The organism is Carboxylicivirga marina, from assembly GCF_016612505.1.
Taxonomy (GTDB): domain Bacteria; phylum Bacteroidota; class Bacteroidia; order Bacteroidales; family Marinilabiliaceae; genus Carboxylicivirga; species Carboxylicivirga marina.
This window is the reverse complement of record NZ_JAENRR010000037.1, coordinates 23,882-48,074: the sequence shown is the minus strand read 5'-3', so window position 1 is coordinate 48,074 and position 24,193 is coordinate 23,882. Positions and strand designations below refer to the sequence as shown.

The following is a 24,193-nucleotide window of genomic DNA, read 5'->3' as shown; positions in this document are numbered from 1 at the left end:
ATTTGAAAATTTCGTTAAAGGGTTCTGCGATTTTATCAAGTCAAAAATTGAAAAAACTAATTTTTAGAACCCACCTTTACTCATATGGCCAACCTGATAGAATTTCGCGTTTTCTGCGGGTTCACCATTGTAAAGCTTTTCTCCTTTATACAAATTTGTGGTTGATAGCATTTCTTGCAGAATTTGTTTATCGTCATCCTTCACCAGATTGAACCATCTATTAACACCGTCTTTTTCCAGCTTAACCAAGGTTTGTTCTTTTACAACTATTTGCTTAAGAATTGTATAATCATCAGCTCCAATGATTTTGTTGTTTTCTATCAATGGTGAGATGTTAATAAATTGATGATACGATTGATGCTTTGTTTCAGGTGTTAGCTTAAGCCCATTGTTAAAAATGTAGATACATAAAATAGTAGAAAAGACAATTAGCAATGCTCCCTTAATAAACTGCACATATGTAGTGGATGTCATGCCCGCGGTTGCTACAATAAATATAACAATGACCCCAACGATGATTACTCCCCAATGATGTTCTAAACCCAGCAATGGTTTTACCAAAGCTCCTGCACCAACCATTTGAGGTATGAGGTAAAACATAGATACAATTAAGGTGCTGATGGCAGCTGTTAATTGAATAGCCTTAGAGTCGAATTTTGCATCCAAGGCATCTGTGAAGGTAAATTTACCCAATCGCTTAAGTGGTTCAGCAACCAGAAACAGCGCAACAATCCATCCGGCCAGATAACCTATCGAATACAGGAAGCCATCATACCCTGAGAAGGCAATCATTCCGCAAATGCCAAGAAATGAGGCAGCCGACAGGTAATCGCCGGCAAAAGCGATTCCATTAACGCCCCAGTGTATAGTGCCACCTGCTGCATAAAAGCTTGAGGCTGATTTGGTTTTGCCTGCGAAGTAAAACGATAAGCCAAGTACTAGTGCCACAAATAATATAAAAATAATGATGGCGGTTATTGATGGTGTATAGATCATTATTTGTCCTCCTTATTCATTGAATTTTCATAATTGGTGCAGATGGCGTTGTAGATTAAGCCAAGAACAATAGCAAAAATGATTAGTCCAAAACCATAGACAACAGCTAAGTTTTGCCCGGCAAAGATGATTTTACCCATTAATTCATAATTGACAACGCCAATAACGACAAATCCTGCGTAGACCAGTGAATAGAAGATAAATAGGATAACGCCGAGCTTTGATTTTTTCTTTGATGCATGATCAACGCCAAGTTTGGCAGCAGGTCCGTGTTCCATAAAGCTTATGTATTAGTTAGTAATTGGCTGTGAAACCACCACTAAAAGTGGCCGGGAATAAAGTTATTTGTAATTGTCAGAAAGTAAGGAGGATAGGATAGTAAAAGTTATGAAAGAATGTTCAGAATAGAAATAGAACTGAGAGATTATTTTTCAGTTGAGTAAAGAATTGTAGCTTAATCGTCAGCTTGTAAATAAATATACGAGGTTGAATGCTATCAACACCTTCTAAAAAAGACTATTTTTACATGTAACATATGAATGTATTTCTAGAGAAAAAAAGTATGATACGACCTTCAAAAGAAAAATGGGAAAAAATAAGATGTAAAGGAAAGATACGATATGCGATAGTATACGGAGCGTTAGGGATGGGGCTATTTTGGGCAGCTATTACTAACGTTATTTCTCATCTTGTAGAGCCTGTTGAAACTTGGCATATTCGATTAATTCTTTTTACAATTGGAGGATTTATACTTGGTTTTTTTAATGGTTTAACTGTTTGGAAGTTAAATGAACGAGCTTATCATAATAGTTAATCAAGAGTTTATCACATGTTCGTTGTAGCACTTACGCTTTGTCGCTGTTAAAAAGACAACAGACAAAGATATTATTCCACCCGATTTTCATTACACCATTTCCAATGGTGTTCATTAATAGGGTAGTTACGACAGATACCGGCGCGAGCCTCATATACACCACATGTAAAGAAACCATTATCTATTTTTAGGAAGATGCAATCGCCATTTTCTTTCGATTTTAGAAAGTAGCCATCATCATAACTAGGGCCACGAGGGTCGGTAAATTCATGACGGTGCATTTTCGTGAAACCTTCTAATGCTTTCAGTTCATTCTCGTTAAGTTCCACAAATGGAAAGTTACGACAACAAACACCACAATTCTGACAGGTAGGCGATGAGATTTTGTTTTCCATAAAGCAATTAATCTTAGTTTAATTTGATTCGTTGCGAATGGAAAGAGGCATTGTAATATTCATTAATATTATCCCATCCGGATCAAAGGTAAGGCTTTTTATTTCAATCTGAGTTTTATAATTTAAATTGAACTCACGTTAATAATTAGCAAAAGTTTGACCAGTCTGTTAATCGAAACGGCAGCCGCCTTACTTATTGTAAATCTATGTTAATGATTAGAATAAAATTTATATTTTAGTCATCTTAACATTCTCACACATCCCAGATCACCATGAATAAAAACACAATTTACAACTGGAGTTTATTAATTCTTATACTTAGTGCTTTTGCTGCCTGTAACAATAAGAAAAAAGCCAAAGGCTCTGCCAAAGTAGAAGTTAGCTACACAGAAGAACAAGCCAAAGAGGTTAGTTTTGTAACAAGTGGCGAGATTCATTTCGACGAAAGCATTAAAGTGATTTTCAACAACCCGGTTATCGAAGATAACGAAGTGGGAAGTTCAGCAAAGGAAGCTTTTAGCTTTTCACCAGCCATTAAAGGTGATGCCAAATGGGAGAACAAACGCACTTTGCTTTTTGTACCTGATGAAGCATTGGAGTTACGCACAGCTTACCAGGGAACACTACACCTGCAAGATATTATTGATAAGTTTAAAACAGCCAGGCTCGATGATTTGGAATTTGCTTTCAATGTTTTGGGTCGCGACATAACTGCTTTTAAAGGCTCATTGGAGTTAAAAGATCATAATAGCCCCAAGCTTTTGGTCTATCGTGGTAATATTACTTTCTCTGAAAAAACAAAGCTGGAGACACTGCAAAAAGCGGCTAAGATCAAAGGTGGTAAATGCACGCTTAACTGGAGCCAGGTGGATGACTGGAATTTCCAGTTTAGCACCACTGAGATTACCCGCTTAGATAATAACCAGAACTTTAGCTTCATCATTCAAAAAGAAGACCTGGAGCTGGAATTTGACTATACCGAAACCTTTGTGGTTTCGCCTCTGAAAAAGATGGAAGCCAACAAATTCAGGGTTGATGAAGATGGGCGCAATCCGCGTGTGCGAGTGGTTTTCTCCGATGACATAAGCATGGAGCAAAATATTGATGGCTTGATTTCAGTGTCACCAGCCATCGATTATAAAATTAAAAAACTGGGCAAGACAGCCATCATCGACGGTAACTTTAAGTTTGGCTCTTCCTATACCATTACAGTTAACAAGGGTGTTAGCAGCCGATGGGGCACCAAAACTGAGTCTCAGGTAAGCAGGGAAATTAGCTTTTCAGATATTCCACCACAGCTGGAGTTTGCATCCAATGGTATTATATTGCCTACATCCAATAACAAGAAGATACAGTTTTACACCACTAACCTTAGTCGGGTGCACCTGCAGGTTAAAAAAGTGTTCACCCAGCGTATTGGTGATTTTGCCCGTTCGCAACAACTCAACAGTTCACGCACCCGTAACAAAGGATTTGGGAGTAACTATGAAAGCAACATTGGAGTCATTGTTAAAAACCAAACCATCGAAATTGGTGCCACACAAAACGAGTGGTTACTCAATGAATTTGATTTATCCGATCTGTTTGGAAAATACGATGACGGTTTATTTTTGATCCGCATCAACTTCACACCCGAAGACATGATGAAGGAAACGGAAGAAGACATCCTTCATTATGTATTGAACAAAGGCCAGATATACAAACCTGTCTTCTTAAGTGATTTGGGCATGACATTGAAACGCACCAACGATGGTACTAATGTTTTCGTTACCAATATAGTGAGTGGCAAAGCCATGTCGGGTGTACGTGTTTCATTACTAAACTGGCAGGGAGATGTTGAAGCCAGCAACACAACTAACAGCCAGGGCTTAGCAAGCTTTGGCAGTCGTAATTATTACAATTACGTAAGCGCTGAATACAAGAACCAACTAACGCTGCTAAATAAAAACGAGATGAGCTGGAGTAATTCAGGCTTTGATATTGGCGGTGTGCATAACAATCGAAACAAAACTAAAGGTTTTATCTACCTGGAGCGAGGCGTATACCGTCCGGGCGACTCCATTCATGTGTCCTTCATCGCCAGGAATAGTGACTCAACTTTTCCACACAATCATCCGGCCGAAATATCGGTTCGCGATCCGCAATACAACACCATCTTTGAGCACGTTGAGGTAAACTCAACCGATGGCATGTATGTGTTTAAAATGACCACCGACGACAATGCACCTACCGGTACCTATAACATAAACATACAGGCTGGGGGTTCTTATTTTAATAAAGAATTGAAGATAGAAACGGTGGTAGCCGAGCAATTAAAGGTGCAGGTTAAACCACGCAAAAGACAGTTTATATGGACGGATAAAGTCATTGATTTCGATATTAATGCCAAGTACCTGTTTGGTGCTCCGGCGTCCAACCTTAAGGCGGAAGCAAGCATTGAGGTGTTACCTTATGAAATGACCTTTCCCAAATATCGCGAATTCACATTTACACGTGAAGATGTGGAGTTTAAAGCCAGCACGCACAATGTGCTTAAGACCGAATTAGATGCGAAAGGTCATCACAGTGCATCCTGGTTTGTACCTTCCCTGGGGAAAGTCCCATCAGCCTTAAAACTAAAGATTGCTGCCAGGGTATTAGAAAAAGGCGGTCAACCCAACGAAGGTTGGAATTACACCAGCATGCACGTTTATCCTAACTATGTTGGTATTAAAGACCCAAGTGGATACGGTTATTATAAAACCAATCAGGAGGTTAAGTTCCCAGTTATTTTACTCGATACCAACGGGCAGCCTGTAAGTGGCAGCACTCTGCAATATAAAATTTACCGAAACGATAAGCGCTGGTGGTACCAGTATGATTCGCGCAGCAGTTATCGTTTAAAATATAAAGAAGACAACCAGACTTACCTCGAAACAGAAGGAAGCATCAATTCAACAGATGGTGTGGCCACCATCAGCTTCGAACCTTCAGAAGATGGCGAGTACCTGATTGAAGTGAGTGATGGGGGTAATGGGCACTCAGCTTCTATTTTCTTTAGTGCATACCGTTATGGCAGCTCAGGGGGCAGTGATCGCAACGAAGGAACTTTGGCCATTAAAGCCGATAAAGAAAAATACAGTCCGGATGAAACAGCTAAGATTAAGCTGCCTAATCCTAAACGTGGTAACGTATTGGTGACAATTGAGCAGGGCAATGAAATGCTAGATTGGTTCTGGGTGGACCCATCAAAAACAGATGCAGACGAGCTGGTGATAGACATTCCGCTTGACAAGAGCATGCTACCAAACGTATATGCCACAGTATCCGTATTGCAGCCGCATGACCAAACCATCAACGACCGTCCGATTCGGATGTTTGGCATCATCCCCATCTATGTGGAAGATGAAAATACCAAAATCAAATACCTGATTAGCACGGCCGATAACCTGGTGCCCAATGAGGATTTTACTGTGGATATCAGTACCGAAAATGGTCAGCAGTCACAATTTACCATTGCGGTGGTAGACGAAGGTTTATTGAGCTTAACACAATTCAGAACGCCTCGCCCATGGCGCGAGTTCTATAAAAAAATTGGTTTGTTTGTAGATAGCTACGATATTTTCTCACAGGTAATCAGTGCCAATAAAGGTGATGTTTTTCAAACCTTCTCCATTGGAGGAGCCGAAGAAATGGATTACCGCGAATCGCAGGTTGATCCGGTTGATGGCAAGAAACGATTTGAACCGGTGTGCATGTTTAAAGGTCCGCTTATGACTGATAGCAATGGTAAAGCAAGTGTATCGTTCCACATGCCTAATTACAGCGGTGCTGTACGCGTAATGGTAGTGGGAGCACAGCGTGGAAACTTCGGTAATGCTGACAAAACAGTTCCTGTTCGTTCCGATATAATTATGCAACCAAGCATACCGCGTATGCTTAACCCGGGTGATGAGTTTACTTTACCTGTGGCTTTGTTTAACCTTAATAAGAAAATAACACAGGCCGACTTTACAATCAGTACTGAAGGTCCACTAGAGGTCATCAGTCATATCAATCACTCTGTTGATTTCTCTCAAAGTTCGGAAGCGGATATTGCCTATAAAGTGCGTGTTAAAAAAGCAGTGGGACAGGCTAAGATTGTGATCAAAGGTCAGTCGGGCGATATTGTGGTCGAAAGCACAACTAACATTAAGGTGGTACCCAATGCCACGCGCCAATACGATAAGGAGACACAAAAAGTAGCGAAAGGCAATAGCATTGAAATGAATGTGCCAAAAGTAGGACTGGATGGAACCAATAATGCTTCCATAGAACTAAGTGTTTTCCCCAATATGGACTTCAACCATCGCCTGAAGTGGCTGATTCGATACCCTTATGGCTGTGTTGAGCAAACGACATCGGCTGTATTCCCACAGTTGATGCTTAAGTCAATGGGTTATTTCAGTACCGGAGAGGGCAAGCAAATCGATGAAAATATTAATAATGGTATAAAACGCCTTCAGCGTTTTGTGGTTGCCAATGGTGGCTTCTCCTATTGGCCGGGGGGGACATCAATCTCCTTCTGGGGTACCAATTACGTTACCCACTTTTTGGTTGAAGCCAAGAAAATGGGCTACGCTGTGCCTGACTATTTATACGATAATGGCATTAATACCTTGCGCAATTACGCCAAAAAGCATAAAGGGGACTTGATGACGCGCGTCAATCGCGTATTTATCCTGGCTTTAGCTGATCGCAGTGTGATGTCTGAGATGAACTTGCTGATGGAAAATAAGATTGATAAAATGAGCAGCACGCAAAAGTGGATGTTGGCTACAGCTTATCACTTAAATGGTGTAGAAGATGTGCGGGAGCAGATTCTGGCTAAAGCCGAGCACACAACAGAAGAATATAAACCGGATATCTACAGCTATGGTTCAAAGCACCGCGATGACGCCATCATTCTTTATTGCGCCACATTGATGGGTAAAATGAATGATGCCGAACTGTTGGCCAAAAGCACTGCCCGGAAATTATCCACTTTAGATTACCTGAGCACTCAAAGTTCCGGTTACATGTTATTGTCATTAGGAAAGTACTTTAAGGCAAGAGGAATTGAAATCGGTAATGGGCAAATTATGACCGGTAACATCATATTGGCGAATGGAGACAAGATTGCCTTTAATAAAGCCGGTAACTACTCGGTAAAGATACCCGATAACTTTGGACAAACTCTTAAGGTTGAATTATCTGAAGCTTCGGATCTTGAGCAAGTCTATGCGACTTTATCCTGGAATGGAGTGCCTTTTGAGGACAATACACCAGCAGTAGAAAAGAATCTGAACCTTGATGTTGAGTGGTATGACGAAAATGGCAAGCATATTAATCCGCAGAATCTAAAACAGGGAACTACATTCTATGGACGATTCAGTGTTCAAAATGCCAGTGCAGTAAGTGATTTAAATGAGTTAGCCTTGGTGCAAATAATTCCATCCGGATGGGCCATTGAAAACACGCGTTTGAATGGCACTTTATTACCCGACTGGGTAAGAGAATGGAGTATCGGGCATGAAGATTACCTGGACATACGTGATGACCGCGTGATGTGGTTCTTTGATCTTGATGGTAAAAAGAAACTAGACTTTGTAGTGAAGCTCAACTGCATTCATGTTGGTCAGTTTGTTTTACCTCCAACATTAGCCGAGGCTATGTACAACAGTGATTTTAAAGCGACAACAGAAGGAGTGAAAGTGCATGTTGAGTCATATAAATAAAAGAAAAGTATTACGATGGTTGGGGGGCTTGCTTCCAACCATTGTTTGCTTCTATTTAATAATTCCCTTTTCTAAGCCATTATTCAAAGAAGAATACAGTACCACAGTAAAAGCAAGTAATGGCAGCTTGTTGCATGTGTTTATAAATGCCAATGAACAGTGGTACTTTCCCCCTGATACCACAGTTGTGCCTAACAAGCTTAAAACAGCTGTTATTGCGTTCGAAGATGAACATTTTTACCAGCACTGGGGCATTGATGTAAGAGCCATCTTGAGAGCTATGTGGCAGAACATTCAAAATGGACAGATAGTCAGTGGAGCAAGTACTATCCCTATGCAGATTGCCCGTATGTCGGCGCCAAAGAAACGGACATACATCAATAAGTTTCGTGAAATATGTCTGGCTATAAAGCTTGACCTTCACTATTCAAAAGAACAACTGTTAAAACTCTACCTCGATCATGCACCTTATGGGGGGAATGTGATAGGCTATCGTACAGCTGCCTTTAAATTTTACGGCAAAGATGCCAGCTTACTGACCTGGGGCGAGGCAGCTACTCTGGCCGTATTACCCAATGCACCCGGCATGATCTACCCCAAAGATAGTTCAGCGCCACTGCGGAATAAACGTAATCGCTTACTTAAAAAAATGCTGGATAAAGGGGTGATTAGTGATCAAAACTACCGCCTGGCTTTACTCGAAGATTTACCCGATCGCTTTATTTCATTTGAATCACATGCACCTCACCTGGCACGTCGCTTAAAATCAGCCAGTCCCCAACAATGGCTATTACAAACCACGCTTGACGAAACGACCCAGAAGCGTTGTGTTCAATTGGCCGGGAAATACCGAAAAATCTATGCTCCCTACGATATCAACAACCTCTCAATTTTAGTTGCTGATACTAAAACAGGTGCCATAAAAGCCTATGTTGGCTCACCTGATTTTTTTGATGCTCAACATGGGGGACAAGTAGATGGTGTGATGGCTGCCCGTTCTTCAGGATCAATATTAAAACCCTTTTTGTATGCCCTAAGTATTGATGAAGGCATCATTTTACCGCAAAGTTACGTTCGCGATTTACCAACTTATTTTGATGGTTTTTCACCCCGAAATGCCAATCGTGAATTCCAAGGAGTTGTCACCGCGCATGAGTCATTGGTACGTTCTTTAAATATTCCGGCTGTTCGTCTGCTAAACTACTATGGCGTCTATCAGTTTTACAGTTTCCTCAAGCTCGCAGGGACAAGCACACTTTTTCGAAATGCAGATGAGTATGGCTTGCCTCTCATTTTAGGAGGTGCTGAAGTAAAAATGTGGGACATGGTAAAACTGTATCGCGGATTGGCCAACAATGGTGTTTTTAGCGATAACTACCTTTTGCAAGGACAACAAGGCAGCCAAGCAAGTGCCCAGTTAATCAGTAATGGTAGTTGTCAGCTCACCTTGGAGATGTTAAAAGACTTAAAGCGTCCGGGAAGTGAATATTTCTGGGAACGCTTCAGTAATTCAAGACCCATCGCCTGGAAAACTGGTACGAGTTACGGACATAAGGATGCCTGGGCTATTGGCGTAATTCCGGAATATACCATTGCTGTTTGGTGCGGCAATTTTAATGGAGAAGGTAATAAGAATATTAGTGGTGCTGTAACTGCAGGCCCCATTTTATTCGACATACTTCAAATGTTACCAGTTAATTCTGGTAATTCCTGGTTTGAATCTGCTGACATGGACTATAAGCCAATGAGTATATGTTCCTTATCTGGCTTCAGAGCTACAGATGCGTGCCCCGTGGTGGATACTTTATTTGTACCAGAAGAGATGAAGCCTCTTCGATCTTGTGATTATCACCAGTTTAAATACTTCTCAGCAAATGGTCAACATCAGTGTTGTTCGAAGTGTTGGAACGACATTGGCCGTGAAAAAAAAACGGTAACCGTTTATCAACCGGATATTGCCTTTTATCTGCGCAAGAAAGGTCAATACATTGCCCGGGCTAAAAGTCATTACCCTAAGTGCAAAGCCTACACAACACAGAACACGCTTAAAATCATCTACCCCAACCCCAATGCAAAGCTGTTTTTACCCCGTGACTTTGATGGGCAGTTACAAAGTGTAGTTTGTAAAGCTGCTCATCAGGATGAAAACATCAAGATATATTGGTATCTGAATGAGCAATATATTGGTCACACATTGGGGGAAAACAAGATGGAAATGATATTAAAAAATGGATGGAATCACCTTAAAGTAATAGATGAGAATGGTTCTTCTGACGCGCAGCGGATTTTTGCAACATTAAAGGACAATTAGAATATGATTTCTAGTTTAATCAGTAGATAAAACATAGAATTACACCAATGAGACTGGCCTCTTGGTAATCAATATCTTGGAGCCATTATTGTGGTTTGAAAAGTTGTTTATCACTAAAAATTATTCATTCGTCAAGGAAATAATATCGTTTATCAACAGGAGTGGCTTATTGGCGTTTCTATTAAAGATAACTATTATTTTTAAATGATAAATGAACCCAACTCCAAAGCACTTGATTCATGCTAAGAAGGAAAAAAGCTCTCGAAGACACTTACATTGATGACGCAAAGTCACGCCTGATGATGGCCTCTCTGGTTGATAAACTAAAAGATATCGGACTGTTTATTATTGTTGCGGCTGTGCTAACTTGGTTAGTTTTAGGCGTTTTGTAGTCGCTTTTCAAATCCAATAGATATTACTTTTGGGCATTATATATTTATGTAGCTTTGCTCACTAAAATTATCAGGGTTACATATGTTGAGAAAATTAATACTAACGATTTTAGATTGGTTCTACCAACCATTTGAAAAATACCTACCCCGTCAAACATTTAATTATGCTGCTTGCGGAGGCGCTAACACCGCCTTTGATATATTTCTTTATTTTATCACTTATAACTTTGTGCTGGATAAACAGATAGTACAAACAGGATTAGTGGCCATTAGTCCCCATATTGCAGCTTTTATTTTTGTGTTTCCCATCACTTTTGCTACCGGATTTCTACTATCAAAATACATAACATTCACCGAATCGAATTTGAGGGGACGCATACAATTAGTGCGCTATGGTTTAACTGTTCTGGGCAGCATTATTCTAAACTATATACTCTTAAAACTATTTGTTGAGCTTGTTGATTTGTACCCAACTGTAGCAAAAATAGTAACAACTATAATTGTTGTAGGATACAGTTATGTCTGTCAGAAATACTTCACCTTTAAGGTGAAGATACATAGTAAGGAATAGTTATTTGTGAATAAAAAATTGTCATTTCACATTAATTAACGATTTGTTTCTTCAAATGCTTAAACTTTCTTGTCGGGCCAATGTTCTGATGGAAAAGCAAAATAAACCATGGAGAATAACTTCAACTTACCACGCAATAACAAAAAGCGAATCGTCATTATTGGAGCAGGATTTGGCGGACTGAAACTGGCTCAAAAATTAAGTGGCTCGCCTTACCAGGTTGTGGTCATCGACAAACAAAATTTTCATCAGTTTCAACCTTTGTTTTATCAGGTGGCTTCGTCCGGAATTGAGCCCAGCTCAATTTCTTTTCCGGTTCGAAAGATTTTTCAATCGCATAGTAATCTTCATTTCCGAACAACCGAGTTGGTGTCAATTAATGCCGATAAAAAAAGTATAACAACATTGGCTGGCGAAATGAATTACGATTATCTGGTTCTGGCCAATGGGGTGAATACCAATTATTTTGGCTCCGATAATATGGAGAAGCATAGTCTGCCAATGAAAACTACGGCCGAGGCTATTAATCTTCGAAATCGTATTTTATCTTCGTTTGAAAAGGCCAACTTAACTGAAGATGCCGACGAACACGCGAAGCTAATGTCGGTGGTGATTGTTGGAGGTGGTCCTACCGGGGTTGAATTGGCAGGTTCCATTGCCGAGATGCGTCGGTTTGTGTTACCAAAAGATTATCCCGAACTGGATTTTAGCAAAATGAAGATATTACTGTTTGAAGCCGCACCCCGGGTTTTAAATGGTATGTCTGATCGGGCCGGGAAAAAGGCATTAGAGTTTCTAGAAAAGCTTGGCGTTGAAGTGTGTTTAAATACGCGAATAGATGATTATGATGGAAATAAAATCAGTTTATCTGATGGTGCGACACTTTATGCCCGAAACCTGATTTGGACAGCAGGTGTAAGCGGACATCAAACAGCAGGTATTGACTCAGCCAATTACACTCGTGGCAATCGTTTGTTGGTTGATAATTATAATCGATTAAGGCCATATGATAGCATATTTGCCATTGGAGATGCCTGTTTAATAGAGGGCAATGATAAGTACCCGAATGGTCATCCGCAGGTGGCTCAGGTGGCTATACAGCAAGCCCTTAATTTGGCTCGAAATTTTGTAACAAAGAAGCCTTGGCGTGTTTTTAAATATACCGATAAAGGAAGTTTGGCAACCATAGGCCGTAACATGGCAGTAGCGGATTTACCAGGATTTAAATTTTCAGGTGTCTTTGCTTGGTTTCTTTGGTTATTTGTGCACCTGATGGCTATTGTAGGAGTTAAAAATCGCTTTTTTATATTTGTTAACTGGGCACAGAGTTATTTCTCGCGCGACCAATCTCTACGCATTCTAATATCGCCTTATAAGCGAATAAAAAAATAGAACTTTGCTGCCTGAATATCGGGCAGTTAGTTTAATCTGTTGTTACAAAAACCAGCTTTTAATTCGGTATCGTCTTCAAGTGTTACGTAAACAAGATACTTATCCATTGGGTAGGTATCATTGTTTGTATTTTCTTCAAAACGAAATTTTTTCACACTTGTACGGAAGTAACGTTCTAAGGAGGTGAGTAGATGGTTGTAGGTATTAATTTTTAAAGCGCTTACCTCTGTGCCATGCTGAAATCTAAATAGAATCGAATCATGACTGTCGCTTCTGGCGCTTTGAATACTATTTATAGTGTTTCGAAGGCCATTTAATTGGTTAAGCTTGTTTAACTTAGCTTGTTGTTGTTTTTGTTGTAGCAGAATTTCATTCTCGCGTTTTTTTTCGAGCTTTTTATTTTCAGGATTTAATGTGTGGTATTTGAGGAAACTTAATTGCTTGAATAGTTCAATGATAAAATCTTTCTTATCATCGGGTATTTCAATTTTAAAAATAGCCATGATCAGTTATTTGAGTGTATGTAATTTTAGGTCGGACAAATATAATCAAATAAATGAACCGCGCTAATACGCACTCGATGTTATTAAAAAGGTGCTAATTTAGTTTCTGAAATTCGAAAGACTCGTTGAAATACTAAAGTGATTTGACGAACCAGCCAGATGATATCTGGCAGAGCCATAAGCGAAGTGAAATTTATATACCCGAAAGCCAAAACCCCACGAGAAACCAGTTGTCGACATCTTTTCTGTGATGCCCAATTCTTTTCGTCGTCGATGATTGTAACCAACAGCCACATAAAAGTTATCTGAAGGTACTAATTCAAGTCCAAAAACCATGTGACGCATGAGTTGATCGATGCCATTGGCATTGTTGCCTTCACCTTCAATGATATCGCCATTGCCATCTTCCACTTTGTATTTCATATTCCAGTCAAATAAATCTTGAGCTGTTAATGAAAAACGGAATGGGGCATGAGCCAGTTTTTTGCTGATACCAATCTGCAAATCAGTTGGTAATGGCTCATAGGTGTCGTTGTAAGTTGTTATTTGCGAACCGACATTTTTTAATGTTATCCCCGCCGAAAATAACTGATTCTCGGAGTGATAAAGCAGGCCTAAATCAGCTGCTAAACCAAAAGAATTGTACTGTTCGAGGTTAGAAATAATTGGTTTCAATGAAATACCAGCTCTTAATTTTGGTGACAATACTTTTGAGTAGCTCAGGTTAATGGCGTATTCAGCTGCCGAGAAAGTACCGTTTAAATTACCATCTACATCGGCACGATCAAAAGTTCCATAGTTAATGGAATGAATGCTTACCCCAAAAGTTCCGACGCTTTCAACTGTATGAGCATAACCTGCGTAAGTCATTTTAATATCACTTACATAAGGCACATAATTAAATGTCATTGTTTGATGAAGCTGTGAAGACAGATTGGCCGGGTTGTGAAAAACTAAGCTGACATCATTTAAGTGCATGCCAACCTGATTACCCCCCAAAGCACCGACTCTGGCCGAGTTGGTCAGAGTCAAAAAGTCATAAGTATTACTGCCTGCTTGCTGTGCATTGGCATTAATAGTCCATCCGCATAATAGGATGGTAAATAAATATATGACTGCTTTTCCCTTCATCGTAAGTACTAAAACGGTAAAAATATTAAATTAGTGTACCTGCTCCAATCATTTATCAAAAATGGGTTTAAGACCTTCAACCACGTCGAATGCAGCAGGGCAAACAAATGTGTTTTTATAAGTAAGTGTCGTAATCTGATAAAAGCGTTTTCGGTCGGTATGCGGGTACTCTCGACAGGCTTTAGGACGTGATTCATACACCATGCAGTAGTTATCAGCCATTAAAAAGGGACAAGGTGTTTCTTTGAAAATATAATCGCCATCATCATCCAGTAACAGGTATTGCTCAATAAGCTGTTTAGGTTTCATGCGCAGATGATTTGCCAAACGGTCCACGTCTCTGTCTAAAATTATAGGGCTGATAGATTTACAGCAATTGGCGCATTGAAGGCAATCGGTGTATTCAAATACTTCCTGATGCAAACGCTGGGCTTCGTCATCAAGATTTTTAGGCCGTTTCTTTTTGAGTTTGGCTAAAAATGATTTGTTCTCCTTGGCTTTGTTACGAGCCTCCTGGTCTAATTTCTTTGGGTCAAACTCCACGCTTTGGCACTTTAAATTGTGAAACAAATACCCCACTTATTAAGATAGCAATACCAAGTAACATTTGAAATGTGAGAACTTCGCCCAATACGTACCAGGCAATTATGGCTGTAAAAACAGGAATCATATTAACAAACACATTGGCTTTTGTAATGCCAATAATGCGCATGCCGTAGGTGAAAAAGATAAATGCCAGAGAAGATGCGACAACCGCAAGTGCAACAACCGCATAAATAGCCTCACCTGTAATGGGTTTGTCGCATAGTTTGGGTACATCGTAAATAAAAAATAGCGGCAGGAAATAGATAAGCCCGATGGCATTCTGAAAGGTAATAATGCTAACTGCATTGTAATGTTTTGGTACTTTTTTTAGAACCACAGAATAGCCTAATGCCGCAAAAACGGCGAGAAATACCAGTAATATACCTTTTAATGGGGCTGCCAATGAAAAGTCATCTTTAAATATGAGCATTAAAACGCCGGCAAAGGATACAAAAATACCCAGTATATTGGCCCAGCTTATTTTACTTTTAAAGAATATTCTGTCGGTGATTGGGGCAAAAAGAGGAATGGTGGAGACAATAACCGCGCCTACGGTTGAAGACACCAATTCTAGCCCAAAACTTTCGCCCATGAAATAAAGAAAAGGCTCGAAGAATGCTAACAGTAGAAACCACTTGAAATCAGCTTTTAGCATGGGCTTGAGCTGTCGTAATAGCTTTAAGATAATGTACAATAAGCAGGCACTGATGGCCAAGCGCATCACAACAATTGTTAATGGATTAAACGATACAAAAGCCTGCTTTATCCATACAAATGAAAAGGCCCAACATATCATGGATAACACCAAACTACCCAATACTTTAAAACGCTCTGACATTGACTGAATTTTAGTGAGCGCAAAGGTAAAAAAAAGCGCTTAGCTACAATTCTTAATAAACTAGCTTTTTTAGTGCGAAACCTGTATTTGATATTTACGCAATAAACCAATTAACTGGTCGCTTGAGAATTTGGCTTTATTAATGTTGTTTCGTTCCGGATCAATAGTGAAGTTGTAGCAACTCGATAAATCAACTTTAACCAGGTTAGTATTGTCAAATAAGGCATTGCTGCAATCGCAATTAGCAAAGCTCGTTTTTGTTAGATTGCAATCCGCAAAGTCGACTTCGTGCAATTGGCAGTTTGTAAAACTGCAGTTCTTGAGGTTTCGGCTATAAAATGAGGCCAAGCGTAGTTGGCAGTTATCAAAACTCGGGGAGAAGAGCATTCCATTGCATTCAGTAAATTGAATGCCCAGTAGTTTACAATCTTTAAATTTCACATCACGCAAAACCGCATGAGCTACATTGGCATTGCTCAAATCGCAATTTACAAATTGGCATTCTGTGAATTGGTAATCGCTCAAGTTGGTTTCAGTAAAAATACAATTGGTAAACAGGCAGTTATCATACTCACCTGCAGGAAGAATATCTTGCGAAAAATCCTTGTTGTTGTAATCTTCTTCTTCAAAAAATGGTTTAATCATTGTCTTCCAAACTAAATATTTCTTCAACTGCTACTTCGAAAAATCGTGCAAATTTAAGAGCGAGGACTGTTGATGGTACAAACTTACCTTTTTCAATCGTGTTGATTGATTGTCTGGATACACCAATTTCATCGGCCAACTGTGCCTGAGTAACATTTTTAATGGCTCGGTATATTTTTAGCTTGTTTTTCATCCGGCGTATTTGATTTTTTTAGTGTACGCATATACAATAACATAAATAAGCATTTGAATTTGCAGGAAAGCCAATATTTTAACCTCAGTTGCACCTTTTATGAGCATCATTGCGCCTGAAAAGATCAAACTTGCAAGAAACGCGATAAGTAAGGCATTAGCTCGTAGTTTGGCCAAAAATTCATCTTCCACCTTTTCTTTGGAGAAAGAGTATATTAAAAGACCACTCAGAGCCAGCCAAAAAATAAGCTTCTGAATATGTTGATGTTGAGTCTCAGTAAAAACATAATACGAATTCTCACTTGTTGTATCAGTGGTTTCTTGAGTCGTTGCATTTATAATGTTTCTTGGGAAAAGAAGATGCTCATCAAAGCTTTTAATAAAGGAAAATAATATTGATAACATGAATAAGGCTATGCCAATTTTTCGAAAGAAATAGGGTAGGAAGGTCTTCATGACTTAATGTTTAGTAATCAATACATGACTAAAAGTAAAGTAAACCTTACAAAAAATCAAATGAACACGTCAATATTTTTATTGATAGAGCCAAATAGCCTTTATGCAAATGGAGGGTGATGAGCTAAACTTACATGTAACTATAGGCTTATTTGAAATAAAATCCAATTGAGCCAGTGGCTAATGGTAGAGGCTCTTCTGTAGTAAGTAGATTCTGAATTAACATTGTAAAGTTCAGAGCGTTTCATTATTTCAACGACTTCATCTTTCGAAGGCTTTTCACCTTTCTCGAAGTAAAGTTGCAAACACGCTTTAAAAGCCTGATGTTTTAAAACTTGCTCGATAAAGGCCATTTTTCGTTGTGCCAATGTCATTTTGAAAAGCTGTTGGCCCATGGATGTTAATTGATATTCAATCTGCTGGTTCTGGTTTTGTTTTTCAACGAGCCCGAGGTAACGACAAGCGTCTGTATAGTAATTGGTTTGTCGAATATTAAAGTCGTAATTTTCGGTGACCGCATTCCTGCTAAGTGACTCTTTTGAGTTCAGTAATTCGCATAAGTTAATAATACGTTCAAAAGAATCGGCCTGAGGAAAAGGAATTGGAGGCTCTGCAATAGTGGGAGTTCTTTGCATTAGCTTATTTAGAGCTTTCACATCAAGCTTTTGATTGCTAATGGCATATTTCTTCTCATTAATTTGCCGAATGGAGTTATAATTATTCGGATCATCAAAATCAAACTCTCGGCAATGAAATACACCATCCGAATAAGTTAAGAATACAGAACGTATGTCTTTTCTTGATTTATTACGCCACAGGCGATAAGGATAATATAGTTGACGAATTAAGAAGTCATCTGACAGGTTGTTTTTCGCTTCAATCAAGATGATGCTATCGTTGCTTTCAAAACCGGCATCAATTTCAATTTGTGCATTCTTAACGTCGATTATTAAGTTTTGCTTTGACGTTTGAATGTTAAACGAAAATTCAGAAGAACTCATTCTGCCATTAATAGTCTGATATAATTTTTGTTTACCGAGAAAATCACTTAGAATACCGGATAAATAGGCGCAGTTTATGGCAGTTGATTCACTGGTAATGTTATTGTAGTTGATGCTCTCAATTTGCGCAGGAAACTCGATTTCAATAATCTCTGAATTATTATTTTCGAATTTTTGAAAAGTCTCAAAATCTGAAATGATGTAGCCTCCACGCGAGTTGGGTAAGATTGATAAATGGTATTGCTTAAAGATGGCTGGTAACTGAGAGGCATAATCAAACTTGGTCATTAAACGTGCTTCCCTAAGCTTATTAATGGTGGCTGAAGTAATTTCGAAACAGCCGGTTTCATTAACTATTTTCGCAATATTGTATTGCTCGAATAACTCTTGCCACGCAACATCATTTTTTGAAGCATTACTCATAATTTCTCACCAATACTTCGTCAATGGCACCTCGTTTGGCTGCGTTGGAATTAATGGCTCTGGTCGCTTTTACAACCTTAATGTCATAAGCCGCATAAAGCTCATGAATAATTGGGGTAGAAGAGTTGGACAATAAAAACTGAACCCCTTTATCGTTTAGGCGATTACATACATCGCGCAAGCGTTCCTGCTCGGCAAGGTTAAAACCGCCTTGTACATATCCCGTAAAGTTGGCGCTTTGTGAAACTGGTACATATGGTGGGTCGAAATACACAAAATCACCTTCTTTGGCTGTTTCTACTGCTTTTTCGAAATCGCCGTTCAATATTCTTACCTTATTGCTGTTTAGGAATTCACTAACAGCATTAATAGTAATGTCATTAACGATATTCGGATTCTTGTATTTGCCAAAAGGCGAATTAAACTCACCCGAATTATTTACGCGATAAAGCCCATTGTAACAGGTTTTATTGAGGTAGATGATGCGAGAGGCTTTTTTTATAGCAGAAAGCTTATTAAAACCCGGCTTTCTGTCAAGGCCTCGAATTTCGTAAAAGTAGTCCGATTCGTTTTTGTGCTTTTTAAGGTCTTTAATCAGCTCTTCAGGATGATTCTTAATCACCTTATACACATTAACCAGTTCCTGGTTAAAATCGTTTATAATGGCATTTTGAGGCTGTAAATTAAACAAAACAGCACCACCACCTACAAACGGTTCGTAGTAGTTATTATATGATTTGGGCATGTATTGATTAATAGCCGGCAGAAGTTGTCTTTTACCGCCAACCCATTTTAGAAAAGGTGCTATTAATTTGTTTTTGCTCATATCAATTTATTATAGCTGCAAAATAACAAAAAATAGCTGTAGCAATATTCATTTGTTGATAAGTTAAGTGCACAAAAAAAGCAGAATCACTTTCGTCATTCTGCTTTTTGAAATATGTAATTTGCTGATTGTTATCCTAAAAACATATCAGAGAACTCCTGCTCAAAAAAGAACTCAGAGTTACCAAAGGCTGGTTTTAAGTCATCCATCCAAAGGGCTTTATCGTCAAATTTAGCAAAGAACGGACGTGCTACCCAGTTGCTTTCACGGCCCTGAATAAATTCAAGACAAAATGCTTTTTCACCTTTAATTTCAGTCACACCCACAATGCGTACTTTACCCGGCGTACACGACATACTTGGTCCGCGTACTGTACGGCAAATACCACTTACTTTCTGGTATGCCTTCTGGAAAATTTGCCATGCGTCAACTAATGATACACCAAAGTACTTTTGAGCACCAGTATCACGAGCAATAAACATGTAATAAGGTATTAAACCTAAGCTCACTTGTTTTTGCCACATCGTTGACCAAATTTCAGGCTTGGCGTTAATGTTATTTAATAACGGTGACTGTGTACGTATTTGAGTGCCAGTTGCTTTTATTTTTTTAATTGCTTCTTGTACTGCTTTGGTCTCCAACTCACGATAGTGGTTGAAGTGAGCCATAAAGGCCAATGTTATACCAGCGTCAGTTACTTTTTTAAAGGCTGCTAATACTTCATCAGCATCGCTATCAGTTAAATAACGATAAGGCCAGAAACCTAACGTTTTAGAACCAATACGGATATTCTTTAAATGTGGTATATCAGCTTCAACCAATGCAGTTAAATAAGCATCCAACATTTTACCTTTCATCACCATTGGATCACCACCAGTTATTAACAGGTCAGTGATTTCAGGGTGAAGTTTTAAGTATTCGATGACATAATCAATTTCCTTCATGGCGAATTTCATTTCGTCCATGTTGGTAAATTGTGGCCAGCGGAAACAGAAAGTACAATAAGCGTGACATGTTTGTCCCTGTGCAGGGAAGAACAACATGGTTTCGTCGTATTTGTGCTGAACACCTGTTAATTTAACACCGTTTAATTCAGGTACATTGTATTCCATTTGACCTGCCGGGTGAGGATTTAGCTTTTCACGTATCTTATTAGCTTCCTCTTTTATGCTTGCTTTATCGGCATCACTTTTCAATACTTCGGCCATGTGGTTGAAATCTTCCTCTTCCAACATACCTTTTTGAGGGAAGTTCAAGATGAAGATTGGATCCTCTTTATAGTTGGCCCAATCTATCAATTCATCAACAACATAACTGTTAGTTTTAAAGGGCAAAACTGTTCCAACCACCTCAATGCTAAAAATGTCTTCTTCCGTAAGTCTTGCTATTTGTGGAATTTGTCGATAATTGTGCAGCGCATAAATCTTATACTTCATAAGCAATCTCCTTTTTTATTGATTCGGCAAATTTTGTGCGGAATCATTTGTTAATATTCCAAAACCGGTCAATTAAGAGAGTTGCTAATCTTCATTCCCACAGCAACATGACCGAAAGTTTCGGGGTGTCTATCATTACAAATGACGTGCCGCAAAAGTACAAATTTTAAAAATGATATCAAAATTGTTTAACTTTCAGTTGGTAATCGTTAGAATCTCAACGGAATCAGGTATTTACATTTGCTTTAATATGAAATGTTAAAAAATCACTTACAATGATTAAGTATTTTTAACGAATAAGCTCGTTTCTGTTGATATCGAGCTTTAAAAACACAAAAAGTAACAGTGTAAAACCCCAAAGTGAAGAGCCTCCATAGCTAAAGAATGGCAATGGAATACCTATTACAGGGGCCAAACCAATGGTCATGCCAATGTTAATGGCAAAGTGGAAAAAGAAGATGGCTGCCACTCCGTATCCATAGACTCGACTAAAGGCTGAGTGCTGTTTTTCGGCAAGAAATATAAGTCTTAAAAGCAGTGCTAAGAACAACAGTACCACAGCTGTTGAGCCAATAAAACCCCATTCTTCACCCACAGTACAGTAAATAAAGTCAGTCGATTGCTCTGGTACGAAGTTAAACTTGGTTTGCGTGCCTTGCAGGTATCCTTTGCCGCCAATTCCGCCAGAGCCAATGGCAATTTTCGATTGATTCACATTATATCCGGCTCCCAGAGGATCCTGCTCAAGGCCAAGTAACACATTGATACGTGTGCGTTGGTAATGCGACAATACATCCTCAAAAAAGTAATCGGCAGATAGGGTTAATATGATGGCGCTCCATAAGATTAATAGATATGTGGGTACAAACTTATTAATACGCTTAGAGATAGTGGTATATAATAAATAGACGCTTACAATTAATATGGCAGGAATTAATACGTATTCAAGTTCCAGGCTAAGGCCTGAATAAATATAGGCTGCATAACTCAAAGCTAATACAACGCCACCACCAATAATGGCCTTAATTAATTCGGTTCGGGCACCTTTAAAATAGAGTATTGCAATGATGCTCATCATAATGAGTCCAATGATGGTAGCATTGGGCATCATTAAGGTAAGAATAGCCACTATTGCAGCTATAAAGCCAAAGGTTAAAATATAGCCGGTTAATCCTTCGCGATAGAAAACGATTATAAATACAGTGTAAACAAGGGCTGATCCGGTATCATTTTGCAGCAGGATCAAAAGCATTGGAAACAATATAATGGCTCCGGCTTTAAGCAGGTCAGAGAACTTTTTAAATGAAAAGCCATAACGACTCAGTGCCCTAGCCACGGCCAGGTTAGTGGCCATCTTTGATAATTCGGCAGGCTGAAAACGAATAGGTCCAATCTCAAACCACGATTTAGCACCATTTATTTCTTTACCAAAGAGTAATACAACAATAAGTAGTAAAATGGTGATGCCATAAAAAATATAGGAGAATTCGACATAGAATTTACTGTCGGTAATTATTATCATACCTACAAAAACCAAGGAGAAACCGATCCAAACCAATTGTTTGAAATACTCTTTATTGGTATCAAAAAAGACCGGATTTTCAGGGTTGAAATTGGCCGCATAAATATTTAGCCAACCAAATAGAACCAAGAGGCTGTATAATCCAACTGTAATCCAGTCAATGCTTTTATTGTAGTTTCTGCTCGGCATTTATTAGGTCTCCTTCCAGAATGCGGTTTTCGGTGTACTTTCTATATGGTGATGTTGATATTTCTCCATTCAGGTATTTCTCTATCATTAAACTGGCAATGGGTGCTCCCCACGTTGCACCAAAACCACCATTTTCAACATAAACAGCAATGGCAATTTGTGGGTCATCTTTAGGCGCAAAAGCAATAAAAATAGAGTGATCGTCACCATGCGGGTTTTGAGCCGTTCCGGTTTTACCACAAATGGTTACGCCCGGAATTTGTGCTATGCGAGCCGTACTTCCGGCGCCACCCCATACGGCCAGTTCCATACCGTTTATAACAGGTGCAAAATGTTGTATGTCGATACCCGTTTCATGAATTTCACTGAATCGGTCATCGATCAATTCGTCCTCAATATCTTTGATAATGTGTGGGGTCAAAAAGTGACCGCGATTAGCCAGCATGGCGGCCATATTGGCCATTTGTAAGGGTGTGGTTAATATTTCGCCCTGACCAATGGATAGCGATATCACCGTTAATGAATTCCAGCTGCCTTTATATATTTTGTCGAATGTACCCGAGTTAGGAATAAAGCCTCTCGATTCATTTCTGAAGTCGGAGCCTAATCGGTAACCAAAGCCAAATCTTACAGCGTAGTCCTTCCAGGCATCAAAAGCATCTTGTATGTTGTTGTATTTAGGGTTATCCAATATGTCACGAAACTCATAGCAATAATAGGCATTACACGAGTGTTGAATAGATTGTGATAAATTAAGCGGTGAATCGTGCAAGTGGCAGCCCACCGAAAGACTTCTGGTAAAATAGCCCATAAAACATTCATGAGTCGTATAAGGTTTTAGTGTTCCTTCTTGTAGGCCGATCAATGCATTAATCGTTTTAAAAGTAGAGCCAGGTGGGTATTTTGACTGAACTGCACGATTCAACAATGGGAATAAGGTATCAGCTTGTAAAACCGGGAAGTTTTTGGAGCGATCGCGGCCAATTAAAAGTGACGGATCGTAGTTAGGAGCAGATATCAAAGTGAGTATCTCACCGGTTGTGGGTTCAATGGCCACAATGCTACCCACTTTATTTTTCATGAGTTGCTCGCCATATTGTTGTAGTTCAATATCCAATGATAGGGTAATGTTTTTACCTGCTATGGCAGCAGTATCGCCTTTGCCACCTCTGAAAGCTCCTTTTTCGCGGCCATGCACATCTACCAGCATAAACTTTACACCTTTCTTGCCACGTAGCTTGTGTTCATAGGTCTGTTCAATGCCACTAATGCCAACATAGTCACCTTGCGAGTAGTAATTGTCTTTTTTCAGGTTATTCTCGCTGATTTCGCCCACATAGCCCAATACATGTGCTGCCGAAGGGTATTCGTATTTTCTGAGAGAACGCCCTTGAACGAAGAAGCCTTTGAATTTATACAGTTTCTCCTGGAAGCTTCCATACTGTTCAGCGGATAGCTGCTTCATGAAAACAGAAGGCTTGTAGGTCGATATTTTTCGGGTTTTAATGTCCTGCCTCATCTGAACAAAACGTTCGCGTAATTGCTCAATGCTTAAATCCAGTGATTCGCAAAAATCGACGGAATCAAAAGGAACAATATCGCGGGGCACTACCATCACATCATAAACAGCCTGATTGGACACCAAAAGCTTTCCGTTACGATCATAAACCAATCCGCGTGATGGGAATTGTGTAACTTTTCGTCGTGTATTACTTTCGGCCGAAATGCTATACGATGTATCATACACTTGCAGGATAAAAAGCTTGACAATAAATATCAGAGCTAAACTCACCATAATGGTGGCGATTAATAGTGTACGATTGTTGATTCCTCCCACGAC

20 protein-coding genes are annotated in these 24,193 nt (G+C 39.3%); 5 read left to right on the top strand and 15 right to left on the bottom strand.

What is annotated here, in order from left to right; translation table 11 throughout:
* Positions 1-63 precede the first annotated feature (63 nt).
* Both JIV24_RS14790 and JIV24_RS14785 read right to left on the bottom strand, forming a co-directional pair.
* Positions 64-996: a sodium:solute symporter family transporter gene (locus JIV24_RS14790; RefSeq protein ID WP_200465837.1), complete on the bottom strand. Its 933-nt coding sequence runs from the start codon at positions 994-996 to the stop codon at positions 64-66.
* Positions 996-1,274, bottom strand: a complete 279-nt coding sequence (locus JIV24_RS14785) for a DUF485 domain-containing protein (protein ID WP_200465836.1) — start codon at positions 1,272-1,274, stop codon at positions 996-998. Before JIV24_RS14785 ends, JIV24_RS14790 begins: the two co-directional genes overlap by 1 nt.
* 257 nt (positions 1,275-1,531) lie before the next feature.
* On the opposite strand from JIV24_RS14785, the gene JIV24_RS14780 reads away from it, so the two are divergent.
* A complete protein-coding gene (locus tag JIV24_RS14780; RefSeq protein WP_200465835.1) occupies positions 1,532-1,810 on the top strand; it encodes a hypothetical protein in 279 nt (92 codons plus the stop codon).
* 71 nt (positions 1,811-1,881) lie between these two features.
* On the opposite strand, the gene JIV24_RS14775 is transcribed toward JIV24_RS14780, so the two are convergent.
* Positions 1,882-2,205, bottom strand: coding sequence for a YkgJ family cysteine cluster protein (locus JIV24_RS14775; protein ID WP_200465834.1), 324 nt, complete (start codon positions 2,203-2,205; stop codon positions 1,882-1,884).
* Positions 2,206-2,477: 272 nt separating this feature from the next.
* On the opposite strand from JIV24_RS14775, the gene JIV24_RS14770 reads away from it, so the two are divergent.
* The 4 genes from JIV24_RS14770 to JIV24_RS14755 all read left to right on the top strand — a co-directional run bounded on the left by JIV24_RS14770 (position 2,478) and on the right by JIV24_RS14755 (position 12,606).
* Positions 2,478-7,940, top strand: coding sequence for an alpha-2-macroglobulin family protein (locus JIV24_RS14770; RefSeq protein ID WP_200465833.1), 5,463 nt, complete (start codon positions 2,478-2,480; stop codon positions 7,938-7,940).
* On the top strand, positions 7,921-10,251 hold the full coding sequence (gene pbpC, locus JIV24_RS14765) for a penicillin-binding protein 1C (protein WP_200465832.1): 2,331 nt from the start codon (positions 7,921-7,923) through the stop codon (positions 10,249-10,251). Before JIV24_RS14770 ends, pbpC begins: the two co-directional genes overlap by 20 nt.
* A 474-nt stretch (positions 10,252-10,725) precedes the next feature.
* Positions 10,726-11,214, top strand: a complete 489-nt coding sequence (locus JIV24_RS14760; protein ID WP_200465831.1) for a GtrA family protein — start codon at positions 10,726-10,728, stop codon at positions 11,212-11,214.
* A gap of 108 nt (positions 11,215-11,322) precedes the next feature.
* Positions 11,323-12,606: an NAD(P)/FAD-dependent oxidoreductase gene (locus JIV24_RS14755; protein ID WP_200465830.1), complete on the top strand. Its 1,284-nt coding sequence runs from the start codon at positions 11,323-11,325 to the stop codon at positions 12,604-12,606.
* A gap of 26 nt (positions 12,607-12,632) precedes the next feature.
* On the opposite strand, the gene JIV24_RS14750 is transcribed toward JIV24_RS14755, so the two are convergent.
* The 12 genes from JIV24_RS14750 to mrdA all read right to left on the bottom strand — a co-directional run bounded on the left by JIV24_RS14750 (position 12,633) and on the right by mrdA (position 24,148).
* Positions 12,633-13,109 carry a hypothetical protein gene (locus JIV24_RS14750; RefSeq protein ID WP_200465829.1) on the bottom strand — a complete coding sequence of 159 codons (477 nt, stop codon included), beginning with the start codon at positions 13,107-13,109 and terminating at the stop codon, positions 12,633-12,635.
* A gap of 99 nt (positions 13,110-13,208) precedes the next feature.
* Positions 13,209-14,240: a type IX secretion system protein PorQ gene (gene porQ / locus JIV24_RS14745; protein WP_200465828.1), complete on the bottom strand. Its 1,032-nt coding sequence runs from the start codon at positions 14,238-14,240 to the stop codon at positions 13,209-13,211.
* 48 nt (positions 14,241-14,288) lie between these two features.
* A complete protein-coding gene (locus tag JIV24_RS14740; RefSeq protein WP_200465827.1) occupies positions 14,289-14,783 on the bottom strand; it encodes a YkgJ family cysteine cluster protein in 495 nt (164 codons plus the stop codon).
* Entirely contained in the window at positions 14,773-15,663 is an 891-nt protein-coding gene (locus tag JIV24_RS14735) for a DMT family transporter (protein ID WP_200465826.1), read from the bottom strand. Before JIV24_RS14735 ends, JIV24_RS14740 begins: the two co-directional genes overlap by 11 nt.
* 69 nt (positions 15,664-15,732) lie before the next feature.
* Positions 15,733-16,308, bottom strand: a complete 576-nt coding sequence (locus JIV24_RS14730) for a pentapeptide repeat-containing protein (RefSeq protein ID WP_200465825.1) — start codon at positions 16,306-16,308, stop codon at positions 15,733-15,735.
* Complete coding sequence (locus JIV24_RS14725) at positions 16,301-16,501, bottom strand: helix-turn-helix transcriptional regulator (RefSeq protein ID WP_200465824.1); 201 nt, start codon at positions 16,499-16,501, stop codon at positions 16,301-16,303. The genes JIV24_RS14730 and JIV24_RS14725 overlap by 8 nt, the downstream gene beginning before the upstream one ends.
* Positions 16,498-16,905, bottom strand: coding sequence for a hypothetical protein (locus JIV24_RS14720; RefSeq protein WP_200465823.1), 408 nt, complete (start codon positions 16,903-16,905; stop codon positions 16,498-16,500). Before JIV24_RS14720 ends, JIV24_RS14725 begins: the two co-directional genes overlap by 4 nt.
* A 191-nt stretch (positions 16,906-17,096) precedes the next feature.
* Entirely contained in the window at positions 17,097-18,380 is a 1,284-nt protein-coding gene (locus JIV24_RS14715) for a type II restriction enzyme (RefSeq protein ID WP_200465822.1), read from the bottom strand.
* On the bottom strand, positions 18,373-19,206 hold the full coding sequence (locus tag JIV24_RS14710) for a DNA adenine methylase (RefSeq protein WP_200465821.1): 834 nt from the start codon (positions 19,204-19,206) through the stop codon (positions 18,373-18,375). Before JIV24_RS14710 ends, JIV24_RS14715 begins: the two co-directional genes overlap by 8 nt.
* Before the next feature lie 131 nt (positions 19,207-19,337).
* Complete coding sequence (locus JIV24_RS14705; RefSeq protein ID WP_200465820.1) at positions 19,338-20,642, bottom strand: KamA family radical SAM protein; 1,305 nt, start codon at positions 20,640-20,642, stop codon at positions 19,338-19,340.
* Positions 20,643-20,931: 289 nt separating this feature from the next.
* Positions 20,932-22,353: a rod shape-determining protein RodA gene (gene rodA / locus JIV24_RS14700; RefSeq protein WP_200465819.1), complete on the bottom strand. Its 1,422-nt coding sequence runs from the start codon at positions 22,351-22,353 to the stop codon at positions 20,932-20,934.
* Complete coding sequence (mrdA, locus tag JIV24_RS14695) at positions 22,331-24,148, bottom strand: penicillin-binding protein 2 (RefSeq protein ID WP_234445842.1); 1,818 nt, start codon at positions 24,146-24,148, stop codon at positions 22,331-22,333. Before mrdA ends, rodA begins: the two co-directional genes overlap by 23 nt.
* Between the last annotated feature and the right edge of the window lie 45 nt (positions 24,149-24,193).